Annotated in this window: 18 protein-coding genes and 1 pseudogene; 10 read left to right on the forward strand and 9 right to left on the reverse strand. The window is 39.3% G+C overall.

Annotation, left to right across the window (positions count from 1 at the left end; all coding sequences use genetic code 11):
• Positions 1 to 151 precede the first annotated feature (151 nt).
• On the forward strand, positions 152 to 613 hold the full coding sequence (locus ABIB39_RS14130; protein ID WP_354430810.1) for a VOC family protein: 462 nt from the start codon (positions 152 to 154) through the stop codon (positions 611 to 613).
• Positions 614 to 742: 129 nt separating this feature from the next.
• Here the strand turns inward: ABIB39_RS14130 and ABIB39_RS14135 are convergent, their stop codons facing one another.
• Complete coding sequence (locus tag ABIB39_RS14135) at positions 743 to 1534, reverse strand: alpha/beta hydrolase (RefSeq protein WP_354430811.1); 792 nt, start codon at positions 1532 to 1534, stop codon at positions 743 to 745.
• A gap of 705 nt (positions 1535 to 2239) precedes the next feature.
• On the opposite strand from ABIB39_RS14135, the gene ABIB39_RS14140 reads away from it, so the two are divergent.
• Positions 2240 to 3220 carry an SLAC1 anion channel family protein gene (locus tag ABIB39_RS14140; protein WP_354430812.1) on the forward strand — a complete coding sequence of 327 codons (981 nt, stop codon included), beginning with the start codon at positions 2240 to 2242 and terminating at the stop codon, positions 3218 to 3220.
• Between the two features lie 200 nt (positions 3221 to 3420).
• On the opposite strand, the gene ABIB39_RS23305 is transcribed toward ABIB39_RS14140, so the two are convergent.
• From ABIB39_RS23305 to ABIB39_RS14155, 3 genes and pseudogenes are all read right to left on the reverse strand, one after another.
• Positions 3421 to 3588 carry a transposase gene (locus ABIB39_RS23305; RefSeq protein WP_502916205.1) on the reverse strand — a complete coding sequence of 56 codons (168 nt, stop codon included), beginning with the start codon at positions 3586 to 3588 and terminating at the stop codon, positions 3421 to 3423.
• Positions 3589 to 3938: 350 nt separating this feature from the next.
• Positions 3939 to 4205, reverse strand: a pseudogene (locus ABIB39_RS14150) (DUF4372 domain-containing protein).
• A 520-nt stretch (positions 4206 to 4725) separates the two neighbouring features.
• A complete protein-coding gene (locus ABIB39_RS14155; protein ID WP_354430813.1) occupies positions 4726 to 5316 on the reverse strand; it encodes a hypothetical protein in 591 nt (196 codons plus the stop codon).
• 597 nt (positions 5317 to 5913) lie between these two features.
• Here ABIB39_RS14155 and ABIB39_RS14160 point away from each other — a divergent pair.
• Positions 5914 to 6465 (forward strand): carboxymuconolactone decarboxylase family protein, encoded by a 552-nt coding sequence (locus ABIB39_RS14160; RefSeq protein ID WP_354430814.1) that lies wholly within the window; start codon positions 5914 to 5916, stop codon positions 6463 to 6465.
• 597 nt (positions 6466 to 7062) lie between these two features.
• On the opposite strand, the gene ABIB39_RS14170 is transcribed toward ABIB39_RS14160, so the two are convergent.
• A complete protein-coding gene (locus ABIB39_RS14170) occupies positions 7063 to 7332 on the reverse strand; it encodes a hypothetical protein (RefSeq protein ID WP_354430815.1) in 270 nt (89 codons plus the stop codon).
• A 1263-nt stretch (positions 7333 to 8595) separates the two neighbouring features.
• On the opposite strand from ABIB39_RS14170, the gene ABIB39_RS14175 reads away from it, so the two are divergent.
• Positions 8596 to 8910, forward strand: coding sequence for a hypothetical protein (locus ABIB39_RS14175; RefSeq protein ID WP_354430816.1), 315 nt, complete (start codon positions 8596 to 8598; stop codon positions 8908 to 8910).
• A gap of 1601 nt (positions 8911 to 10511) precedes the next feature.
• On the opposite strand, the gene ABIB39_RS14180 is transcribed toward ABIB39_RS14175, so the two are convergent.
• From ABIB39_RS14180 to ABIB39_RS14195, 4 genes are all read right to left on the reverse strand, one after another.
• The gene (locus ABIB39_RS14180; protein ID WP_354430817.1) at positions 10512 to 10748 is read right to left on the reverse strand and encodes a hypothetical protein; all 237 of its coding nucleotides are present in this window, start codon (positions 10746 to 10748) and stop codon (positions 10512 to 10514) included.
• Between the two features lie 18 nt (positions 10749 to 10766).
• Positions 10767 to 10907: an alpha/beta fold hydrolase gene (locus ABIB39_RS14185; RefSeq protein ID WP_354430818.1), complete on the reverse strand. Its 141-nt coding sequence runs from the start codon at positions 10905 to 10907 to the stop codon at positions 10767 to 10769.
• Between the two features lie 451 nt (positions 10908 to 11358).
• Positions 11359 to 11493 (reverse strand): hypothetical protein, encoded by a 135-nt coding sequence (locus tag ABIB39_RS14190; RefSeq protein WP_354430819.1) that lies wholly within the window; start codon positions 11491 to 11493, stop codon positions 11359 to 11361.
• A gap of 68 nt (positions 11494 to 11561) precedes the next feature.
• Positions 11562 to 11732 carry a hypothetical protein gene (locus tag ABIB39_RS14195; RefSeq protein ID WP_354430820.1) on the reverse strand — a complete coding sequence of 57 codons (171 nt, stop codon included), beginning with the start codon at positions 11730 to 11732 and terminating at the stop codon, positions 11562 to 11564.
• A 247-nt stretch (positions 11733 to 11979) separates the two neighbouring features.
• Between ABIB39_RS14195 and ABIB39_RS14200 the strand changes: the two genes are divergently transcribed.
• The 6 genes from ABIB39_RS14200 to ABIB39_RS14225 all read left to right on the forward strand — a co-directional run bounded on the left by ABIB39_RS14200 (position 11980) and on the right by ABIB39_RS14225 (position 16491).
• A complete protein-coding gene (locus ABIB39_RS14200) occupies positions 11980 to 12837 on the forward strand; it encodes an SDR family oxidoreductase (protein ID WP_354430821.1) in 858 nt (285 codons plus the stop codon).
• 66 nt (positions 12838 to 12903) lie between these two features.
• On the forward strand, positions 12904 to 13485 hold the full coding sequence (locus tag ABIB39_RS14205; RefSeq protein WP_354430822.1) for a Crp/Fnr family transcriptional regulator: 582 nt from the start codon (positions 12904 to 12906) through the stop codon (positions 13483 to 13485).
• Positions 13486 to 13692: 207 nt separating this feature from the next.
• Positions 13693 to 14712 (forward strand): LLM class flavin-dependent oxidoreductase, encoded by a 1020-nt coding sequence (locus ABIB39_RS14210; RefSeq protein ID WP_354430823.1) that lies wholly within the window; start codon positions 13693 to 13695, stop codon positions 14710 to 14712.
• Positions 14713 to 14944: 232 nt separating this feature from the next.
• Positions 14945 to 15202, forward strand: coding sequence for a hypothetical protein (locus ABIB39_RS14215; protein ID WP_354430824.1), 258 nt, complete (start codon positions 14945 to 14947; stop codon positions 15200 to 15202).
• A gap of 5 nt (positions 15203 to 15207) precedes the next feature.
• Positions 15208 to 15465, forward strand: coding sequence for a hypothetical protein (locus ABIB39_RS14220; RefSeq protein WP_354430825.1), 258 nt, complete (start codon positions 15208 to 15210; stop codon positions 15463 to 15465).
• Positions 15466 to 15780: 315 nt separating this feature from the next.
• Positions 15781 to 16491: a DUF4397 domain-containing protein gene (locus tag ABIB39_RS14225; protein ID WP_354430826.1), complete on the forward strand. Its 711-nt coding sequence runs from the start codon at positions 15781 to 15783 to the stop codon at positions 16489 to 16491.
• The last annotated feature ends 32 nt before the right edge of the window (positions 16492 to 16523 follow it).

Raw genomic sequence — 16523 nt, forward strand, 5'->3', positions numbered from 1 at the left:
TTGTGCATATAAGAAAGCGTCAGATACTCTCTTAAGATACTGAATTTCAGTATCATGCACAACTTATTTGATCTTTTTTAAACCGCACAACGGGTTAAAAAATGAAAAATTTCAAAGCACTAGCAGCACAAAGAAAAAAACGCATATCACTATGGATCATATTGGGATAAATGTACCTGAAATTGACTTTGCAACTAAATTCCTTCAAGAAGCATTTGGCGCAGAAGTTATATACGAGTCCTACAGTAAGCAGCAACCGCCCTTAAATCTTTCTGGCATTGAAAGCACATTGAACGTAGCCCAGGGAACGAAGATTTACGCATGCCGAATGATAAAAATTGGATACGAACCAATAATCGAACTTTTTGAAATTCATGTTGATGGTCAACGAAATGCCATAATGTCCAGCGATCTGGGATTACAACATTTATCTTTATATACGGATGATATTTTCCAATCAATTCAACAGTTTGAACTGGCCGGTGGAAAAATGTTGTCTGCTCCAAATCCTATTTTATTCCTCATGGAAAAAGGGAACCTTAATTATTTCTGTTATTTGCCCCTGGGGAACTTCAATAGAATTTATTACGTATCCGGAGGGGATGCCGTATGAAGTCAATACCTCATTGCGAAGATGGAAAGGTGGTTTAGAATATATGCTTTGAAGTCTGTTGTATTATCCTTAACCAGTTAAAAATCCCTTAAGCCACATGACCTAAGGGATCTTCTTTCGATAAAATCATTATTGAAATGCCCCTTTTTTCGCAGCTGCAATAATTACAGCGGAGACTTCGGTTGGATGGGTTATAAAAACCACGTGGCTGCCTTTTATTTTAGTAACTATACTTCCCGATCTTTTATACATATTCATCGTAATTTCAGGGTTGATGCTTTTATCATCTGTCGAGGAAATGCCAAATGTAGGTTTGCTTTTCCAAGCTGCTTCAGTAACAGGTGTGCCGAAGGCAGCCCCGGGGATGAATCCTTGTGAAGCGAACATAAATTCTGCAAGTTCCTTGCTTACGTCAGCGCAAAAACCTGCATGAAATTTTGCCTTGTCATAATAAACGTTGCCCTTCGCATCCGGAGGCAGAAGACCGTTTTCTGGCTTAGCCGGCAAACTGCTTGCCCAGGTTACTGTATTTTCGCCGCTATCAGGCTGAAAGGCGTTAACGTAAACGAGGGCAACTACCTTTGGGTTGACCCCTGCCTGTGTAATCACAGTTCCGCCCCAGGAATGACCGACAAGAACTACGGGGCCATCCATTTTGTCGATTGCAAAATTGGTGGCATCAACATCTTCCTTAAGTGAGGTGCAGGGGTTTTGAACAACTGTTACGTTATAACCTTTTTCGGTTAGGATTTTAAATACCCCCTGCCACCCCGAACCGTCGGCTAGCGCACCGTGAACGATAACCACGTTTTTCACGGGATTTCCCTGAGCTTCCACCCTGCCTGCAACACCAAGGCAGATAATTAGTGCCGTCAGCAATAACAGATGTCTTGACCACTTGGTCAGTTTTTTTGTTTCCATTTTAATTAATTTTAAGATTTGTAAACCATGTGATATTATCGAGTAACAGTAGTCAAACCAAAAGCCAAATTGTATTTATCACATATACAGATAATTAAGCAAATTATTAACGAATACATGTCGTGATATTTCGATATTATCTACTTTTTTGTTCAAATATCAATCGGGGAGAAATGTCTTATTGACTGTTTCACAGCCGTTTCGGCCACTAAGGTTTTCAGGCAAGATAACCAGTTAATTTAACGACGACTTTCCTGCAGCCAACACCGCATGTTATAGAATACTATCCTTCACCTTCAATCTCAGCAAATTGGCGGTATTTCAAGCTTAGGTTAGCAATTCGTGAAATATCGTATACAGCACAATCGATTTATTCCAATAAATAACTGATTATCAATTATATAATTTTCGGCACTAAAATTCTTTAAAAATATATGGAGGCATAAGAGATATCCGACTATTCCTTTGTTTCGCATATTGATACCGAAACTATAAAAGGGAATGGCTCTGGGCTCAAGGAATGAGAAAACAGAATTTTGAAGCCAATGGGTTGATGTAAAAATATTCGCAAGAATTGATGACATACAAATCAAAGAGAGAAATTGCCACTGTGGAGTACCGAATTATTTAAAATACGAATATATCTTGTGCTTATCATTATCTCCATATTATTATGACCCTATTAGTATTTAAAACGTGTAAATTATGAAATATAATCAACGACTAAGTTTTCTTGAATTTTTGCCTATAAGCCTCTTTGGAGGCGTTATGGCGTTGTGTGGGTTATGTTTCTCTTGGCGCCTGGCCGCAACGCACTGGCATATGAATTATTTGATAGGTGAATCGATCGGTGTACTCGCCGTTGTAGCCTTTATAACACTAACTGTTACGTATTTCATCAAGTGCTTAAAATATTCGTCAAGCGTAACTAAGGAATTTCAAAACCCGATATCTGTTTGCTTCTTTGCGACTTTCATTATTTCCGTGTTGTTGCTGCCCGGCGTTTTATTGCCTTATTTCCCAAAAACGGCCGAAGTAACCTGGACCGTTGGCGCAGTTTTAATGTTTGCTTTTGCATGGTATGTATTACGGAAATGGTTCGATCAAAGACAGGAGTCGGAAAACGCTGTTCCGGCATGGCTACTGCCGGTAGTTGGAACTTTAGATATACCCATTGTTGGTAACCATTTACCATTAAAGGGCGTTCATGAAGTATCACTAATTGCATTTGGTATAGGATTGATTTTCTCCATCATTCTTCTAACAATTATTTTTTCGAGATTGCTTTTTCAAATTTCTTTGCCTGAATCGGTTCAGCCAACACTTTTGATCTTAACAGGCCCGTTGGCCCTTGCTTTTTCAGTTTACCATGGATTGACTGGTGTGTTGGATCTGTTTGCAGGAGTACTATTTTATTTTAACTTATTTATATTACTGCTATTTGGCAGCAAGATCATGTTAATACCTGCCGCCTGCCCGTTCAAGGTTTCCTGGTGGTCTGTGAGCTTTCCTCTCACTGCTGTTACCTTTTCAACCCTGGTTTATTCAGAATACCACGCAGACCTGGCGCATCAATTATTAGCGATATCAATGCTATTTATTACTACAATAGTGATCGCGTACATTCTTTTCTTAACTATTTATATGATCATCACTCAAACGTTCGCACCACTGATAAACAATTAAGCATATGGTCTGCTCATTAAAAATTGTGGTTATATTTTTTGCAAGCATCATTTTCATTCGCCTTGCAATGATTTTTACCAAGCCTGGTAGCGTGTTGCACATTACACGAAAAAATCAAATCAAAACAATTTATAAAGCAGATCAAACCGTCAATAAGCGACACGTAATATTGCTATGACCAGATACGTGCAGATAGCAGTCTAAACGTGGATATTCACAGCATTTTTCTGATTGTCCCCACAGGATTTGATAGTTAGGTTCTGTTTTATCCATTTAAAGAAAATCTCTATCTGCCATCTGTTTCGGTATAATCTTGTAACTTCCAAAGCGGAGACATCTTTGCCCTGGTAATAAAAGATGAACCACAATTTTGGATATTGTATAACGCCTTACAATCAACATAGGCTTTATCATAAGGTATATTGTCCCCGTAACCAATACATCAAGGACGTTGCTGTAATGATATTTCCATCAGTAACCAGTATAAAGGCAGGTATATTGCTCCTTAAGTCCAATAACGTATGGATTTTGATCACACCAAGTGAATACTTTCCGGGTGCCCAACTGAAAAGTTTCGGGCTTAGGGAATTGTTGTGGAATCCAAAGCGAATACATCGTTGCTGGTATCTACATTAGCAATAGGTTCATTGACATACATAGGCCTCACCTCTCCAATCAGGCAATTACCAAAATCGGCGAATATCTGACAATTCCTGTTTTAATTTGCACGGGACAAGGTAGACTGGTTTACATATTTCCTGATCCCCAAATGGTACAACTTGCTTCCATGGGCCTTGAGGCAAACACCAATATCCCGGAGCGAGTTACGAGAAGTTAACTGGCCAAAGAACAGTTGGATGAACTGCTTCCATCAATTAAAACACCTTGTCCTCAAATCACCGTTATACTTTGTAACGTATTTCTCAAACTTATACCTGTCTATAAACTGCAAAAGTTGCGCAAAAACATATTTCCCTGAATTCATAGCCTTTAAATAAAAAGGCCAAAACTAAAAGGTCAAATCAAATCAAAAATGTCTATAATGTATTTATTTTTAGATATTTAAAACGATTTAAAAAATCTTATCTGTAAACATTGAATATCAAAACCGCATTCGAATAGGCGATCCGAATTTTCCGGGCTATTAAAGGGGTAATATTAAATTGTTTCACATCCTCGGACTATACAAAATCACCTAAAAAAGAGGTAAGCAACTGAGCATAACCGAAAATAATCTTCAATAAAAGCAACTTAAAGGGTAAATTCGCGTCATTTGCCTCCTATCTACGGGAGATCGCTGCAAGACCGGTTGGGAAAAGTTTACCTCTCATCTGGTATGATTAGTTTTTTTTGTATGGATAGCAGGCAGGATTGAACATTCGAATTCAGTAACTCTACCGACACTTCGAGTTGGCGTAGTAATACAGCACGTATTTGTAAATCACCTTCGGAATAACTACCGCCATTTTTAAAAAGCAAATCAAGCGTACGGCTATCCGCCCCATTTAACTCGATACCCGACCATCTTTTTTTATATTTTGCTGTACAGACAACTGGCTATTACCGATATTGAGCTCTTTTCTATTCATTAATTGCCAGCTAAATTCAGGATATTGGTTTGAAAATTGCGGCTCTGTCCAAATATCTGAAAGCAAGTTCCTTTCATATGTAAAGTTTACTTTATTGTGCCCGGACGTCAAAACCTTTGCACCTAAATAGGCAGATAAAATTGCGCCCCCAATAACTATCGTATTTTGGGGCTTGATGTTTTTCACAAAAATGGGTGCGGCGGTAGTTACAGATCCGGCGAATATTGCTCCTATAGTTAAATTATTTGTCCTTTTCTTTTCGTAGCCTTCCAGGTAACCAGTGGCTCTTTTAGTCCTTTCCGTTTCGCAATTAAGCTCTGAAATAAGTTCATCGAAAATTGATTTCACCTCAAATAAATGTTCCTGTAATTGTACCAGTTGTTTTTGGGCGGTTATCTTGTCCGCTGCAGACTGATTTTTTTGAATAATAAATAGCTGTTTGACGAGCGGTAAAATCCCGGTTGCGTTTGCTACCAGAATCTCCCTCCGTGAAATTATACCGTTCAACAATGAGTCATTTTAAATAATGAATCCGGGCTGTTAAAGTAAGGCGTAATTCCTATAAATGCGGCATTAATATTTGAAATGCAATAATAATCCTTTAAAATCAGGCGAAAGTGTGATGCTTGCTTTGTTACAGTACATGAAGTGTTTAGTGTCGAAAAAAACATTAATAAACCGGAGCATCCAAGTAATTTTATCGACTTCATCATTTCCTGCATATATAAGTATTGAATTCAATCCTGCCTTACTTTTGACAACCACCCTCCACCTCTACCTAAACAGGATATCTCTACATTAATACATTATCGAGCCAAAATCTAATTGACTGATTAATAGTGCAATCAATCACATTCTGTAAAAATCAGGTAATGAAATTTCGCAACTTTCCTTAAGAATAATGTTATTTGAACAACTAATATTATTTACACGCTCCATTACTTCATCCTTTTCAACTGTCCGGGAGGTGAATAAAGGGCTTGAAAATAGATGGGATTCAGATGGCTGTTAAACATATAGATCACCTGATTTGTGCAAGCCTAAGACGCTTCCGTCCATGGTAGATGCCTATCCTTCAAGGTATTTTTGAATAAAAACAAGGACATGAAAACCCATATAAATGTACCCTTACCAGAAGAGGTAAGCCCCGAATCCCAGATACTGTTAGAGAATATAAAAAAGCGCGCGGGTAAAATCCCAAATCTATACGCAACCATAGGCCATTCTTCACATGCACTAAAGGGATTTTTAAATTTTGAAGAATCTTTAAATAAGGGAGCCTTCAGCGCCAAAGAACGAGAAGCTATAGCCCTGGTTGTTTCTGAAGTAAATCATTGTGATTACTGTTTAGCGGCGCATACAATTCTTGCCATTAAACATGGATTCAGCAAGGAACAAACCTTATTGATACGCAAAGGGATCGCAAAAGAAATGAAACTCAATACCATTATTCAATTGGCTAAATCCATTGCCGAAAATAAAGGAGAGGTAAGCCCCTTACTGCTCGATTCCTTTTATAATGAAGGTTATACACAAAGCGCTTTGGTTGAGCTGACCGGCCTTGTAGCCGTTCGAGTTTTCACCAATTACGTATATGCTTTGTCTGACATTCCGGTGGACTTTCCAGCTGCCGATGTTTTATTTTATAATAGGTAATGGTACAAATGCAAATTGGTCTAATCAATAATTTCTTATTTCACATCAAGTTTTGATTAAAAAAATTAGAAAAATCTGATGAAAGTACAATAAGCCACCTTAATGGTAATTCATAATTAAAAAAAACCGCTTTACCGCTAAACTGGACCGTCTCTCCGTTTGAATAATCAATTATCAATATCCCAGCGATGGGGTTTATATGAAAATTACCCAGCATATTGAACATGCTGTTGCCCTCATAATCTGGCAACCGGATAGCTCTCTCATCGAGAAATGTTATAAAATCCGTCTCACCGCCCCTGTGCGACATATCCAAATTACCCTGACAGTCTGTACTGCCAACAAATATGGTATCCGCCTTTTCGATCCATAACCTTATTTCTTTTGGTGATTCCCTATGGTCAGCCTTTTCAGTGACCAGTTGCCTACGTTGAATATACTTAGGACAATTCGGGTAAGCTTGTTCGATCTGGATAGGCCACCTTCCACTATCATAGCTGATTTTACCGTTTATACGAACGCGGCAACGTGTCAGTAAATCAATGAAAAGTAAACCTATCCCAGATGTGGTGCGTATATTTTGCGAAAAAACATCGTTTAGGTTGGAAGGTGTGATGCAGGGTCCAGATAAAGTTGTTGATTTTCATCAAATTGCAAAAAACCGGGTTTACCCACTAAAACAGAAGACCATAGCATTCCATCCCTATCCAAGGAAGAAACGTAGAAAAAACTTTGGCTGTGTAAAAATGTCACCGCACTCGCAGACAGCTGATTGCTGATCATACCGCCGTTACGAAGTGCAATATTTCTTTCGCCGGATTGTTCCTGGACAAATTTCTCGACTGAGTGAAATATACTTTTTGACATATAACATATATTTGTTTGGTATCAATTATAGCGAAGGAGAACCCAAAACCCTTTGTGCCCCTAAGCAGTGGCTTAAAGATGGTGCCAGGTTATAAATAACTAACAATCAACATCCTACATAAAACCAATAAAAATACCGCAATGATATTCCGATAATCTTCACATAATGATGAAATATCAATAATAACAATGACGGTCATCAAAATAGTGTCACGTTGCGTATTGCGGCACAAATAGAAAGTTCAGATAATTAAAAAATATCGCCTAATCCCGTATTGTTCAAATATGTATCTCCTTTAGTTGTATAGGCGGTACTGAAAATGGTGATAACGCATCCCGCCATAATAAGTCTTGTTACTATAAAAATAAATGTTTCCATAATTGAGGATTTTTATAAGTGCTACAGATAAGAAATAAAAAGTCCCGTATGAGTTTCTTCTTTCCATTTCTAGGGTTGGTTATTTTAGTTTAAATGATTAGGCAACGCAGTTGAATACAAGTCATCCTACAAAGAAATACCCTCGGCACATAGCCACCAATTTTTCAACGATAAACGTCATTAAAGCTCTTACAGCTAATGATTTTTAGGTGAATCATTGGTTAATTACCTATATAATATATAAAGCAGTTCAAGACAATACAGGTAAATTGCTAATAGCCTACTGACAATGTATTTTATCAAATTCTCGATATAAACATCAGAAATTCGAGAAAGGTATTGTGGTCTTCGGGTAAAAGGCAAACGATACCTTTCGCGGGTATCAACCTGATCATTCGGCGACATTAACATTACTGTTATTGTGACTTGTGTGCTTTCCATAACTGACATTTTCTACTTGAGAATTCTTTTCGGAATGTCTATTCACACAGCGTGCCGGTTTCTTAACTAATTATACTACAATACTTTATGAATCTATCTTTAGTTTTGACCTAATGCTATATCATTGATTGACAGGTATTCGATGATATTTAAACAACAATATACCATTGCATAGCAAGTCAAACCGGTATCGACTATGATAAATTATTGCGAACAGGTTTAAAACTTGTCCAATAGGCGTAGCCACAACCTGAACCGCGTAGTGACATTTCGCTAATGGGTTTGTTATTAGCGATGTACAGTCAGATGAAAAAAAAATGAATTGAATAAATAGCTCATTATCAATAGATTAAAAACTGGCATGTATTTTTAATTGCATTTAAGGGCTGTACAGGTCTGCATTGGCCACAATATTTAATCATGACTAATTAAAACTTAACGATATGAAATATTCAAACACAAAAGCAGAGGTGATCATCAGCTTGCAAAAAAAGGGTTACGACCTTGACTTTACCCTCAATAATGAATTTCTTCGTTGCGTTCAGGACGACGAACTGATCAGCCCCGACGACTTTGAAGTTGCCGAGACCTATTTATTTGAAAGCGAAGATCAACAGGGAATACCTTTTGTAATCTACGCGATAGTTTCCCTGCAAAACGGGATAAAAGGCATACTGATGACCTCCTATAGTGCTTTCACCAAGGGGCTTTCGATTCATCTGTGGTCAAAACTGGCGAGAAAACTTAGTTATGCATAATCAGAATTTAGCTCTGATAAATTTCAGGTTATAAGCCTCTTCCCTGTTCTGTTTTATATAATCGCAGGCTTGTTAAAAATTGCGCAGGCTTTTATACCTAGTTAAGAAACAAAGATAAATGGGTGGGAGAACATTCGCCTTGAATATGATGATTTAAAAGCCCTGTAAAGCAATTTATTACACAATTATTGATTTATTAGGCAGAATTTGAATTTATAAGGGAAGAAATCGGAGGTGGTGTTCGATGAATGGCATATCATTATTCACCAGGTTCAGCTAAGAAATTATGCCAGTTTAGTTGAGTAAAACCGAGCCTTTTATACCTGCTTTATATAAAATCCCAGACGCTCTTATTGACTTTAAATATTCTAATAATGGAATTTATAAAAACTTGCTTTACCTATTGCATATGTTTTTCGACCATCAATATCAACGCGCTGTAGAAATACTTATTGAGGAAATAGAGATCCGGTTAACTTACAGGACATAGGATATCTGAAACAACCAAGTGAATTTTAGTATTACTCCTTAGAGCATTTGTCTTATCAATGATAACTGGTGATGGCCCGCAACTTAAAACGCTGAAGGACGAGCCATGCCTGCTTCAAATTCTTTCAGATTTTCATATCGCTATCTTTATCAATATTTCCCACAATCACGAAGCCGGCTGATAAAAAAAACCTCTTCAAACCCAGAATTTAATATTGACTCATCCCGCTGATCAAATCCATTTTAGTCAGGCCAGCGGAGCAAAGTAAATGACCTTTATTGGGGTGATTACTCGACTCAGTATATCGTGCCGCATTTTTTTATCCAGAATAATACCTCAGAAAAACATCATATCAATTTTTCATTTTATTAAAAAAGAGGGTATTTATGCTTTACTGCTGGTGAAACAGTTTCTGGCACAAAGTAAATTTAAGGTCTACTCTTTCTATTATTCTCAATTTTTTACAGGCTGGCATTCTAATAATTTAAAGTAATGCCGCCACCAACGCTCATGTCGCTATCATAATGACCCGATACCTCAAAATATTTGGAAATGATGTACCTTAACCTTGCTGAATATTCTTTGTCCGTATTACCCATAAGCTTCATGCGGAACCGTTTGGTTATCAATATATCTCACGCCTCAGCTGCAGCCTTAGTTTTGCATTACCGTCGATCCTGGCTTCAGCCAAAAAAAAATGGAAGCGTATATACCAAGCCACCTATGATCGTTTTACGGTTATCTTTATGCTGTCCTGACCAAAAAAGTTCTTACCCTGCTTTTCATCACCAGTTTTACGATGATAGTGAAAACCAAGGTATCCATAAAGCCACTGTGTATTGTCTAAATACCTACCTAAAGTTGTTTCGCTTTCATATCCTTTTGCACTACTCGTACCTAAGCGCCAAGTACTGAGCAGTGCCCATCGAGCATTCACCAGACCTATACGGCCGTAACTACCATCGCTTACGAGTAATACTTTGGCCGTTGCAGCAAACTTCCATCATCGGAACATACTTTTCTCAGGGCTCTAGCCGTATCGCCTAACTGTTGATTTACGGGCGAATTCTTATAACTAAAAATCCTGTCCATTCCCGGCCTAATCAACGATCTATATGTAAGGGCTGATCCGTGTGGTATCGCCAACACCGTTTATATACTGCCACTTGGTAACCGTAATATTTGATATCTTTTTCATCCCATCAATGTTATCTTGATTTTTTGAGTCCTTCCATAGCGCGCGGAAGTGTTTCCAGAACTCTTCCAGCCCTTTATCATACGCAGTGGTGTTTTGGATAATCAGTGCCTGCACTTTTTCGGGATGCATCGTGGTCAACGGGAATCCCATCGGTAATCAAAAGTTTAATCAAACTCCGTGACAGAAGGGCATCGAACTGGCACCATAACCTGGATAATCAGGGGCTACTAGGTGATATTTATCCTGCAGGGCTAACATAAGGTTCCTGAACATGTGCGATGACGTTGGGAATCCATGCAATAGCAGCACGTCGGCTTATCGGGTGAACCCGCTTCCCTATAAAAATTGTTCAACCCTTCGATCTTTACATGCCGTACTTCACCCCTATTACGTCGGGGATTGCGCTCATAATGTTTACCGGCAACAGAAGCGTCAGTATAATATTAGTATTCTTTTCACGAACTACTTTTAAGAGTGTTTTAATTTGAACTCGGTTATATAGATGGCCGCCGTTTGCATCTATTGACTTCCTGGATTCATTATACACCGGCTTATCTCAACAAAACACAATTGAAAATTATGACACCATTGCTCAAATACCTAACAGTCAACCAATCAATTACCAAGGAAGGAGTAGCATCGGGGTCGTTCTTGGAATAACTGTTACGGCCCGCCTGCTGTTTTTTCTGTTCATCGTATTTGGACAGGTTGTCCGGCCAGTTCTTTAGGGCTTAGTTCACCTTTTGCTTTACCATATTATCTACATCTTCCTATCATCCAGGACGATATCGATATTTGCTCTTGCTTCCTTTACTTTCTCCGGGCTGATCTCCTCAATGGTTAATGGTGCTGTGTCTTTCAGTTCTTCGGCTGCAATATCTGGGCATATTTCCACAACTCATCTAACTGGCTTTTGATCTCTCCTTTATGGTGCTTCATACTTTTGCCCATAAAAAGGTGTATTTACTGGCTACCGCCATTGTGCTTGCGGTTGATCGGTTTGGTGTCGATCTTGTCGATGACATCTTTTACGATCCGAACAGGGTGGTTTAAAGGTACCAGTTCATCTAACTTATAAGGTAATAAGGTTAGCTGGTCAGGATCATAAAGCTCAAATACTACTTTCGCCCCCATGACCTTAAAATACGAAATTCTCACTTCAAAACAAAAACAGGCTGCCCTTTTTAAGACAGCCTCGTCGGATTTTGTTACATAATGCTCGAAATAAAACTAACCTGCAAATAACAATCCGGGGTCGCTACGGTGAACTCCAGCTAATAACATTTATTGACAGCTTGATAAAAGTCAAAGTTTTTCTTAACAAAAATCAATGTGCAGATCTTATTAAAGAGGTAATTTTGACTAATCAAAACAACATAAAATGTCAAAAACAATTTTTATAACAGGAACAAGCACAGGGTTTGGGAAATTAACTGCTATAACCCTGGCTGATGCTGGTCATATCGTAATAGCTGGTATGCGCGGAACGAATGCCAAAAACCAAGCAGTAGCAAAGGAATTGTCTACCTTTCCAAATATCGAAGTAGTAGAGGTGGATATTACAGATGACCAATCTGTAAAAAAAGCTTTCGAATACACGTTGACTAAATACAGTCATATAGACGTGCTGGTAAATAATGCGGCTGTTTCAGGTTATGGGGTGCTGGAAGGCTACTCGCTTGATCAGATCAGGCAAATGTTTGAAGTGAACTTTTTCGGAACGCTACGTACCATTTTTGCGGTATTACCCGGCATGCGTACAGCAAAAAAAGGATTGATCATCAATATCACATCAGGTGCAAGTGGTCATACTTTGCCATTCATGATTCCATACCTGGCTTCAAAATTTGGCGTGGAAAGTATCACAGAAGGCCTGCAGGATGAGCTTGCCCAATACAACATTGAAAACGTCAGCATCCAGCCTGGGGTATATCCAACTGAAATGAATACAGGTGCAAAATCTGGTGTAAATGCAGATAAGCCCGATATTATAGCGGAATATGGAGAGACCTCTGCCAAACATTTCGAAGCTATGGGTGCTGCGCTGTTCAGCAAGATGGCAGAATTTAAAATGGATCCGCAAACTATTGCCGATGGGATCTTAAAACTTGTTGAAATGGAAAAAGGCAGTCGCCCATTGCGTTTCCCGCTTGATGCTGTCGCTCAAGGCACTGATCAGGAATTTATCGACTCCCGAGCTACCATTAAAACAAAATGGCTGGCTAAATACAGCGCATAGTTTAACTGTAAAATAATGGCTTATGTTAATCAAATATCCCTAAATAAAAGGGATATTTGGTTAACCATGTTTGAAACATTTCAAAAATACATAAGCGAAAAGGCCAACCTAACGGATGCTGATTATGATAAAATAAAAGCTGTCTCCATCATTAAAAAACTTCGCAAAAAGCAGTATTTATTACAGGAGGGTGATGTTTGGAAATACAATGCCTTTGTGATTAGAGGGCTCGTACGATTTTATAGTATAGATCAAAACGGGCGGGAAAACATTGTAAGTTTCGCCAAAGAGAACTGGTGGACCGGTGACCGCGCCAGTCTACTTACCGGAGAGCCTTCTAAAAATAATATTGATGCCATTGAAGATACAGAATTGATATTGATCACTAAAACAAATTTCGATTTGCTTTGCAGGGAGATAACGGCTTTTAACGATATGGTGAATGCCATCCTCAACAAAAGTTTTATTACCAGTCAAAACAGGATTCGTACTGTTATTGCCTATACAGCCGAACAAAAATACCTTGATTTTGTAAATAAATATCCTGATTTGTCAGTTCGGCTACCCCAAGCTATGATCGCTTCTTATTTAGGGATCACGCCAGAAACCCTAAGCCGTGTAAGAAAGGAAACCGTAAAAAAGCATTAATCAGCGGGGTTATGATTCGAATCTGGGCAAAAGATGATTTAACCTGACTTATAGTGATGTGTCAACTTACACAGCATTTTTTGGAACTTGATAATTGGAGCAGCAATGAAGTTATATGATTGATAGGATGTAAATATTAAACTTCGTGCTGGCAAATCATTACAGTAGGTTATTTTGCATATCACTAATTACGATTAAAATAAGACAATGGAAATAGGAATAGACAGTTTTGCTTCGGCTATGTACGGGAGCAATACACTTAGCGCTACAGACTCAATGCATCAATTGCTGGATAGAATAGTTACTGCAGACCAGGCGGGGTTAGACGTTTTTGGTATCGGAGAGCACCATAAAAAAGAATTCCTGGACTCTGCCACGGCAGTAATACTAGCCGCAGCCGCATCGAGAACCAAACAAATTCGCCTGACCAGTGCGGTCACGGTATTAAGTGCCGCCGACCCGGTACGGATATTCCAGAATTTTGCCACCTTGGACCTGATATCCAAAGGACGTGCCGAATTAGTAGTCGGACGCGGGTCATCTGTCGAGGCATACCCGTTATTCGGGTTCAGCTTGAATGATTATGACGCATTATTTAAGGAGAAACTGGATTTATTGATTAAAATACGCGACGAGGAGTTCGTGACCTGGTCGGGCCGATTTAGGCCCGCTTTGGATAACCAACCCGTCTATCCCAGGCCATTGCAATCAAAACTACCCATTTGGCTGGGCGTAGGTGGCACCCCAGAATCGTTTCAGCGTGCCGGGAGATTTGGCCTTCCGTTGATGGTCGCTGTCATCGGGGGCGAAACACACCGTTTTCGTCCACTGATAGATATGTACCGGGAAGCAGGCCGAAAGGCTGGATTCACTCCCAATCAATTAAAAGTGGGCCTGCATTCACCCGGCTACACGGCTGCGAGTAATGAGCAGGCGGTGGCAGAATATTATCCAGGATATGCAGAGCTATGGACAAAACTTGGCCGCGAACGCGGCTGGCCTGCCGTAACAAGGGCGCAATTCGATTCTCTTACAGCGCCTAAAGGGGTGCTTGTTGTCGGCGGACCTGAGCAGGTGGCAGAAAAATTACTCCGCCATAGCGAGGCTTTGGGTGGGATTGACCGTTTTACTTTTCAAATGGATAATGCAGGTCTTACCCATGAGCAATTAACATGCTCCATTGAGTTAATTGGTACTAAAGTTATTCCGCTGATTAAAAGTAAATGAGCCTTGACCCGCAGGTGTATCTAAGGGCAGCCGAACTTAACATAAGTTGAAGCTTTACATTAAAAATATGGTTTGCCCGCGTTGAATAAAAGCAGTGGAACAGAGTTTGCAAACGTGGGTGCAAAAGTGATATGTGTGCCTTTGAGGGAAGTGTTGCTAACGGAGCAGCTTTTAGAGGAGAAATTGAAGGGATTTAAGAACCAATTAGTACCGTTAGGCTTTGAACTGCTGGATGACAGCCTTAAGCAGCAGATCGATCAAATCTACTATTATTACTCATATCCATTACCTGGGAGACAAGAAATTTAATTTCCCGGAAGTCTTGGCTGACGAACTGCATAAAGATTACTCCGTTTTGAGTAATCTGTTTTCCGAAAAGGAACGGATCACCATCGAACAAAACGTCATTAACCAAACGATAGAAAAAGTAAAGAAATCATTGGCTTATAATGAATTAAGTCTGAATGAAATCCCCTACCGGCTAAACTAACCAGTGTGGCACATTTATCAGCACAATTTAAAAATGACATTGTCGCCAAAAAATTCAGGCCAAGAGGTTGCCTGTATTCCTATGTGGAACTGGCCTTAGGTTTGGCTTATGCATCAAATTATCAAACCGTGATCACCAGTTATGCAACCCTTCGGGTTATGACGGTCAGCATTGTGGGTGTATTACAAAGTGTGCTTAACAAGCGCAAGATCAAATGTGCCTGCCTGGGCGCGGTATTTAACTTGCCGATGAGCACGGATTGAAGATGAGCTGATGATCGGCATGAGCGTGGCCATGTTGCTGATCATGTTACAATACCGACCCATTAGATCTGGATTAATTGAAAATTTGTCGACGATCATTCACGCACAGCCATAATACATCAAACCATTGATGGTTACAACAATGACCGGGATTACCATTAAGTATTAAATGGATCAATCGATACTGGTAACCAGGTGGGCACCAGGTAGGATCGCAAAGAATCCGATTAAAGTTTGATTTATATCTGTTAACGCCTGTTGCCTTTACATTTCGAGGCTCGTTATAGGGAGTAAATCAAAAAAAATTCAATACATATGAAACAATTCAAAAACACCTCATTCTCTATTTTAAAAACTGTAGTAGCATTATTTGCTGTAGTATTAACCATCACTGCCTGTAACAAAAACAATGAAAACACTCCTGCTCCGGGTGTTGCCGGCCTGGCTCTTATTCATGCTGCCCCAGGGACGCCGGAACTATCATTCCAGGTAAACGGTATTAAAAACAATATTAAGGCGCTGACTTTTGGCAAATTCATCAATTATGGCAACATTTTAGAAGGCACGTATTCATTAACAGTAACGAAAAAGGATTCAACAAAAGTCCTGGCAACAACATCTTCTACTTTTAAAAATGGCAAGATCTATTCTTTATTCATTGCTGATGTGCCTACTAAAACTGGCCTGACAGTTATTGAAGATGACCTGACCAGCCCCGTGGCAGATAAAGCCAACGTAAGGTTTGTTAACATGAGCCCTAATGCGGGTATCCTTGACCTTTCAATCACAGGCCAGGCTACACCGCTATTTACTAAGACTGCATTCAAAGCCGCCACGGCATTTTTAGCCGTATCACCGGGCACTGAAGTAAATTTCCAAATCAATGAAAATACGAAAACAGAAGTGCTTGCTAAAATTGAAAAAGTGAAGATCGAAAAAGGAAAAATCTACACGATCTGGGCTAAAGGCCTGAAGGCAGCCACAGACTCGACCAAGCTATCGATTGGCATGATCACCAACAAATAATTAAATTTTATAATCTGAAACAGCCATTCATC

It is taken from the genome of Mucilaginibacter sp. UYP27 (assembly GCF_040547175.1).
Lineage (GTDB): Bacteria > Bacteroidota > Bacteroidia > Sphingobacteriales > Sphingobacteriaceae > Mucilaginibacter.

Bases quoted from the DNA above. Each gene is read 5' to 3' on its own strand.
- ABIB39_RS14130 (WP_354430810.1), top strand. From the start codon at position 152: ATGGATCATATTGGGATAAATGTACCTGAAATTGACTTTGCAACTAAA.
- ABIB39_RS14135 (WP_354430811.1), bottom strand. From the start codon at position 1,534: ATGGAAACAAAAAAACTGACCAAGTGGTCAAGACATCTGTTATTGCTG.
- ABIB39_RS14140 (WP_354430812.1), top strand. From the start codon at position 2,240: ATGAAATATAATCAACGACTAAGTTTTCTTGAATTTTTGCCTATAAGC.
- ABIB39_RS14160 (WP_354430814.1), top strand. From the start codon at position 5,914: ATGAAAACCCATATAAATGTACCCTTACCAGAAGAGGTAAGCCCCGAA.
- ABIB39_RS14170 (WP_354430815.1), bottom strand. From the start codon at position 7,332: ATGTCAAAAAGTATATTTCACTCAGTCGAGAAATTTGTCCAGGAACAA.
- ABIB39_RS14175 (WP_354430816.1), top strand. From the start codon at position 8,596: ATGAAATATTCAAACACAAAAGCAGAGGTGATCATCAGCTTGCAAAAA.
- ABIB39_RS14180 (WP_354430817.1), bottom strand. From the start codon at position 10,748: ATGGGATTCCCGTTGACCACGATGCATCCCGAAAAAGTGCAGGCACTG.
- ABIB39_RS14195 (WP_354430820.1), bottom strand. From the start codon at position 11,732: ATGGGGGCGAAAGTAGTATTTGAGCTTTATGATCCTGACCAGCTAACC.
- ABIB39_RS14200 (WP_354430821.1), top strand. From the start codon at position 11,980: ATGTCAAAAACAATTTTTATAACAGGAACAAGCACAGGGTTTGGGAAA.
- ABIB39_RS14205 (WP_354430822.1), top strand. From the start codon at position 12,904: ATGTTTGAAACATTTCAAAAATACATAAGCGAAAAGGCCAACCTAACG.
- ABIB39_RS14210 (WP_354430823.1), top strand. From the start codon at position 13,693: ATGGAAATAGGAATAGACAGTTTTGCTTCGGCTATGTACGGGAGCAAT.
- ABIB39_RS14215 (WP_354430824.1), top strand. From the start codon at position 14,945: ATGACAGCCTTAAGCAGCAGATCGATCAAATCTACTATTATTACTCAT.
- ABIB39_RS14225 (WP_354430826.1), top strand. From the start codon at position 15,781: ATGAAACAATTCAAAAACACCTCATTCTCTATTTTAAAAACTGTAGTA.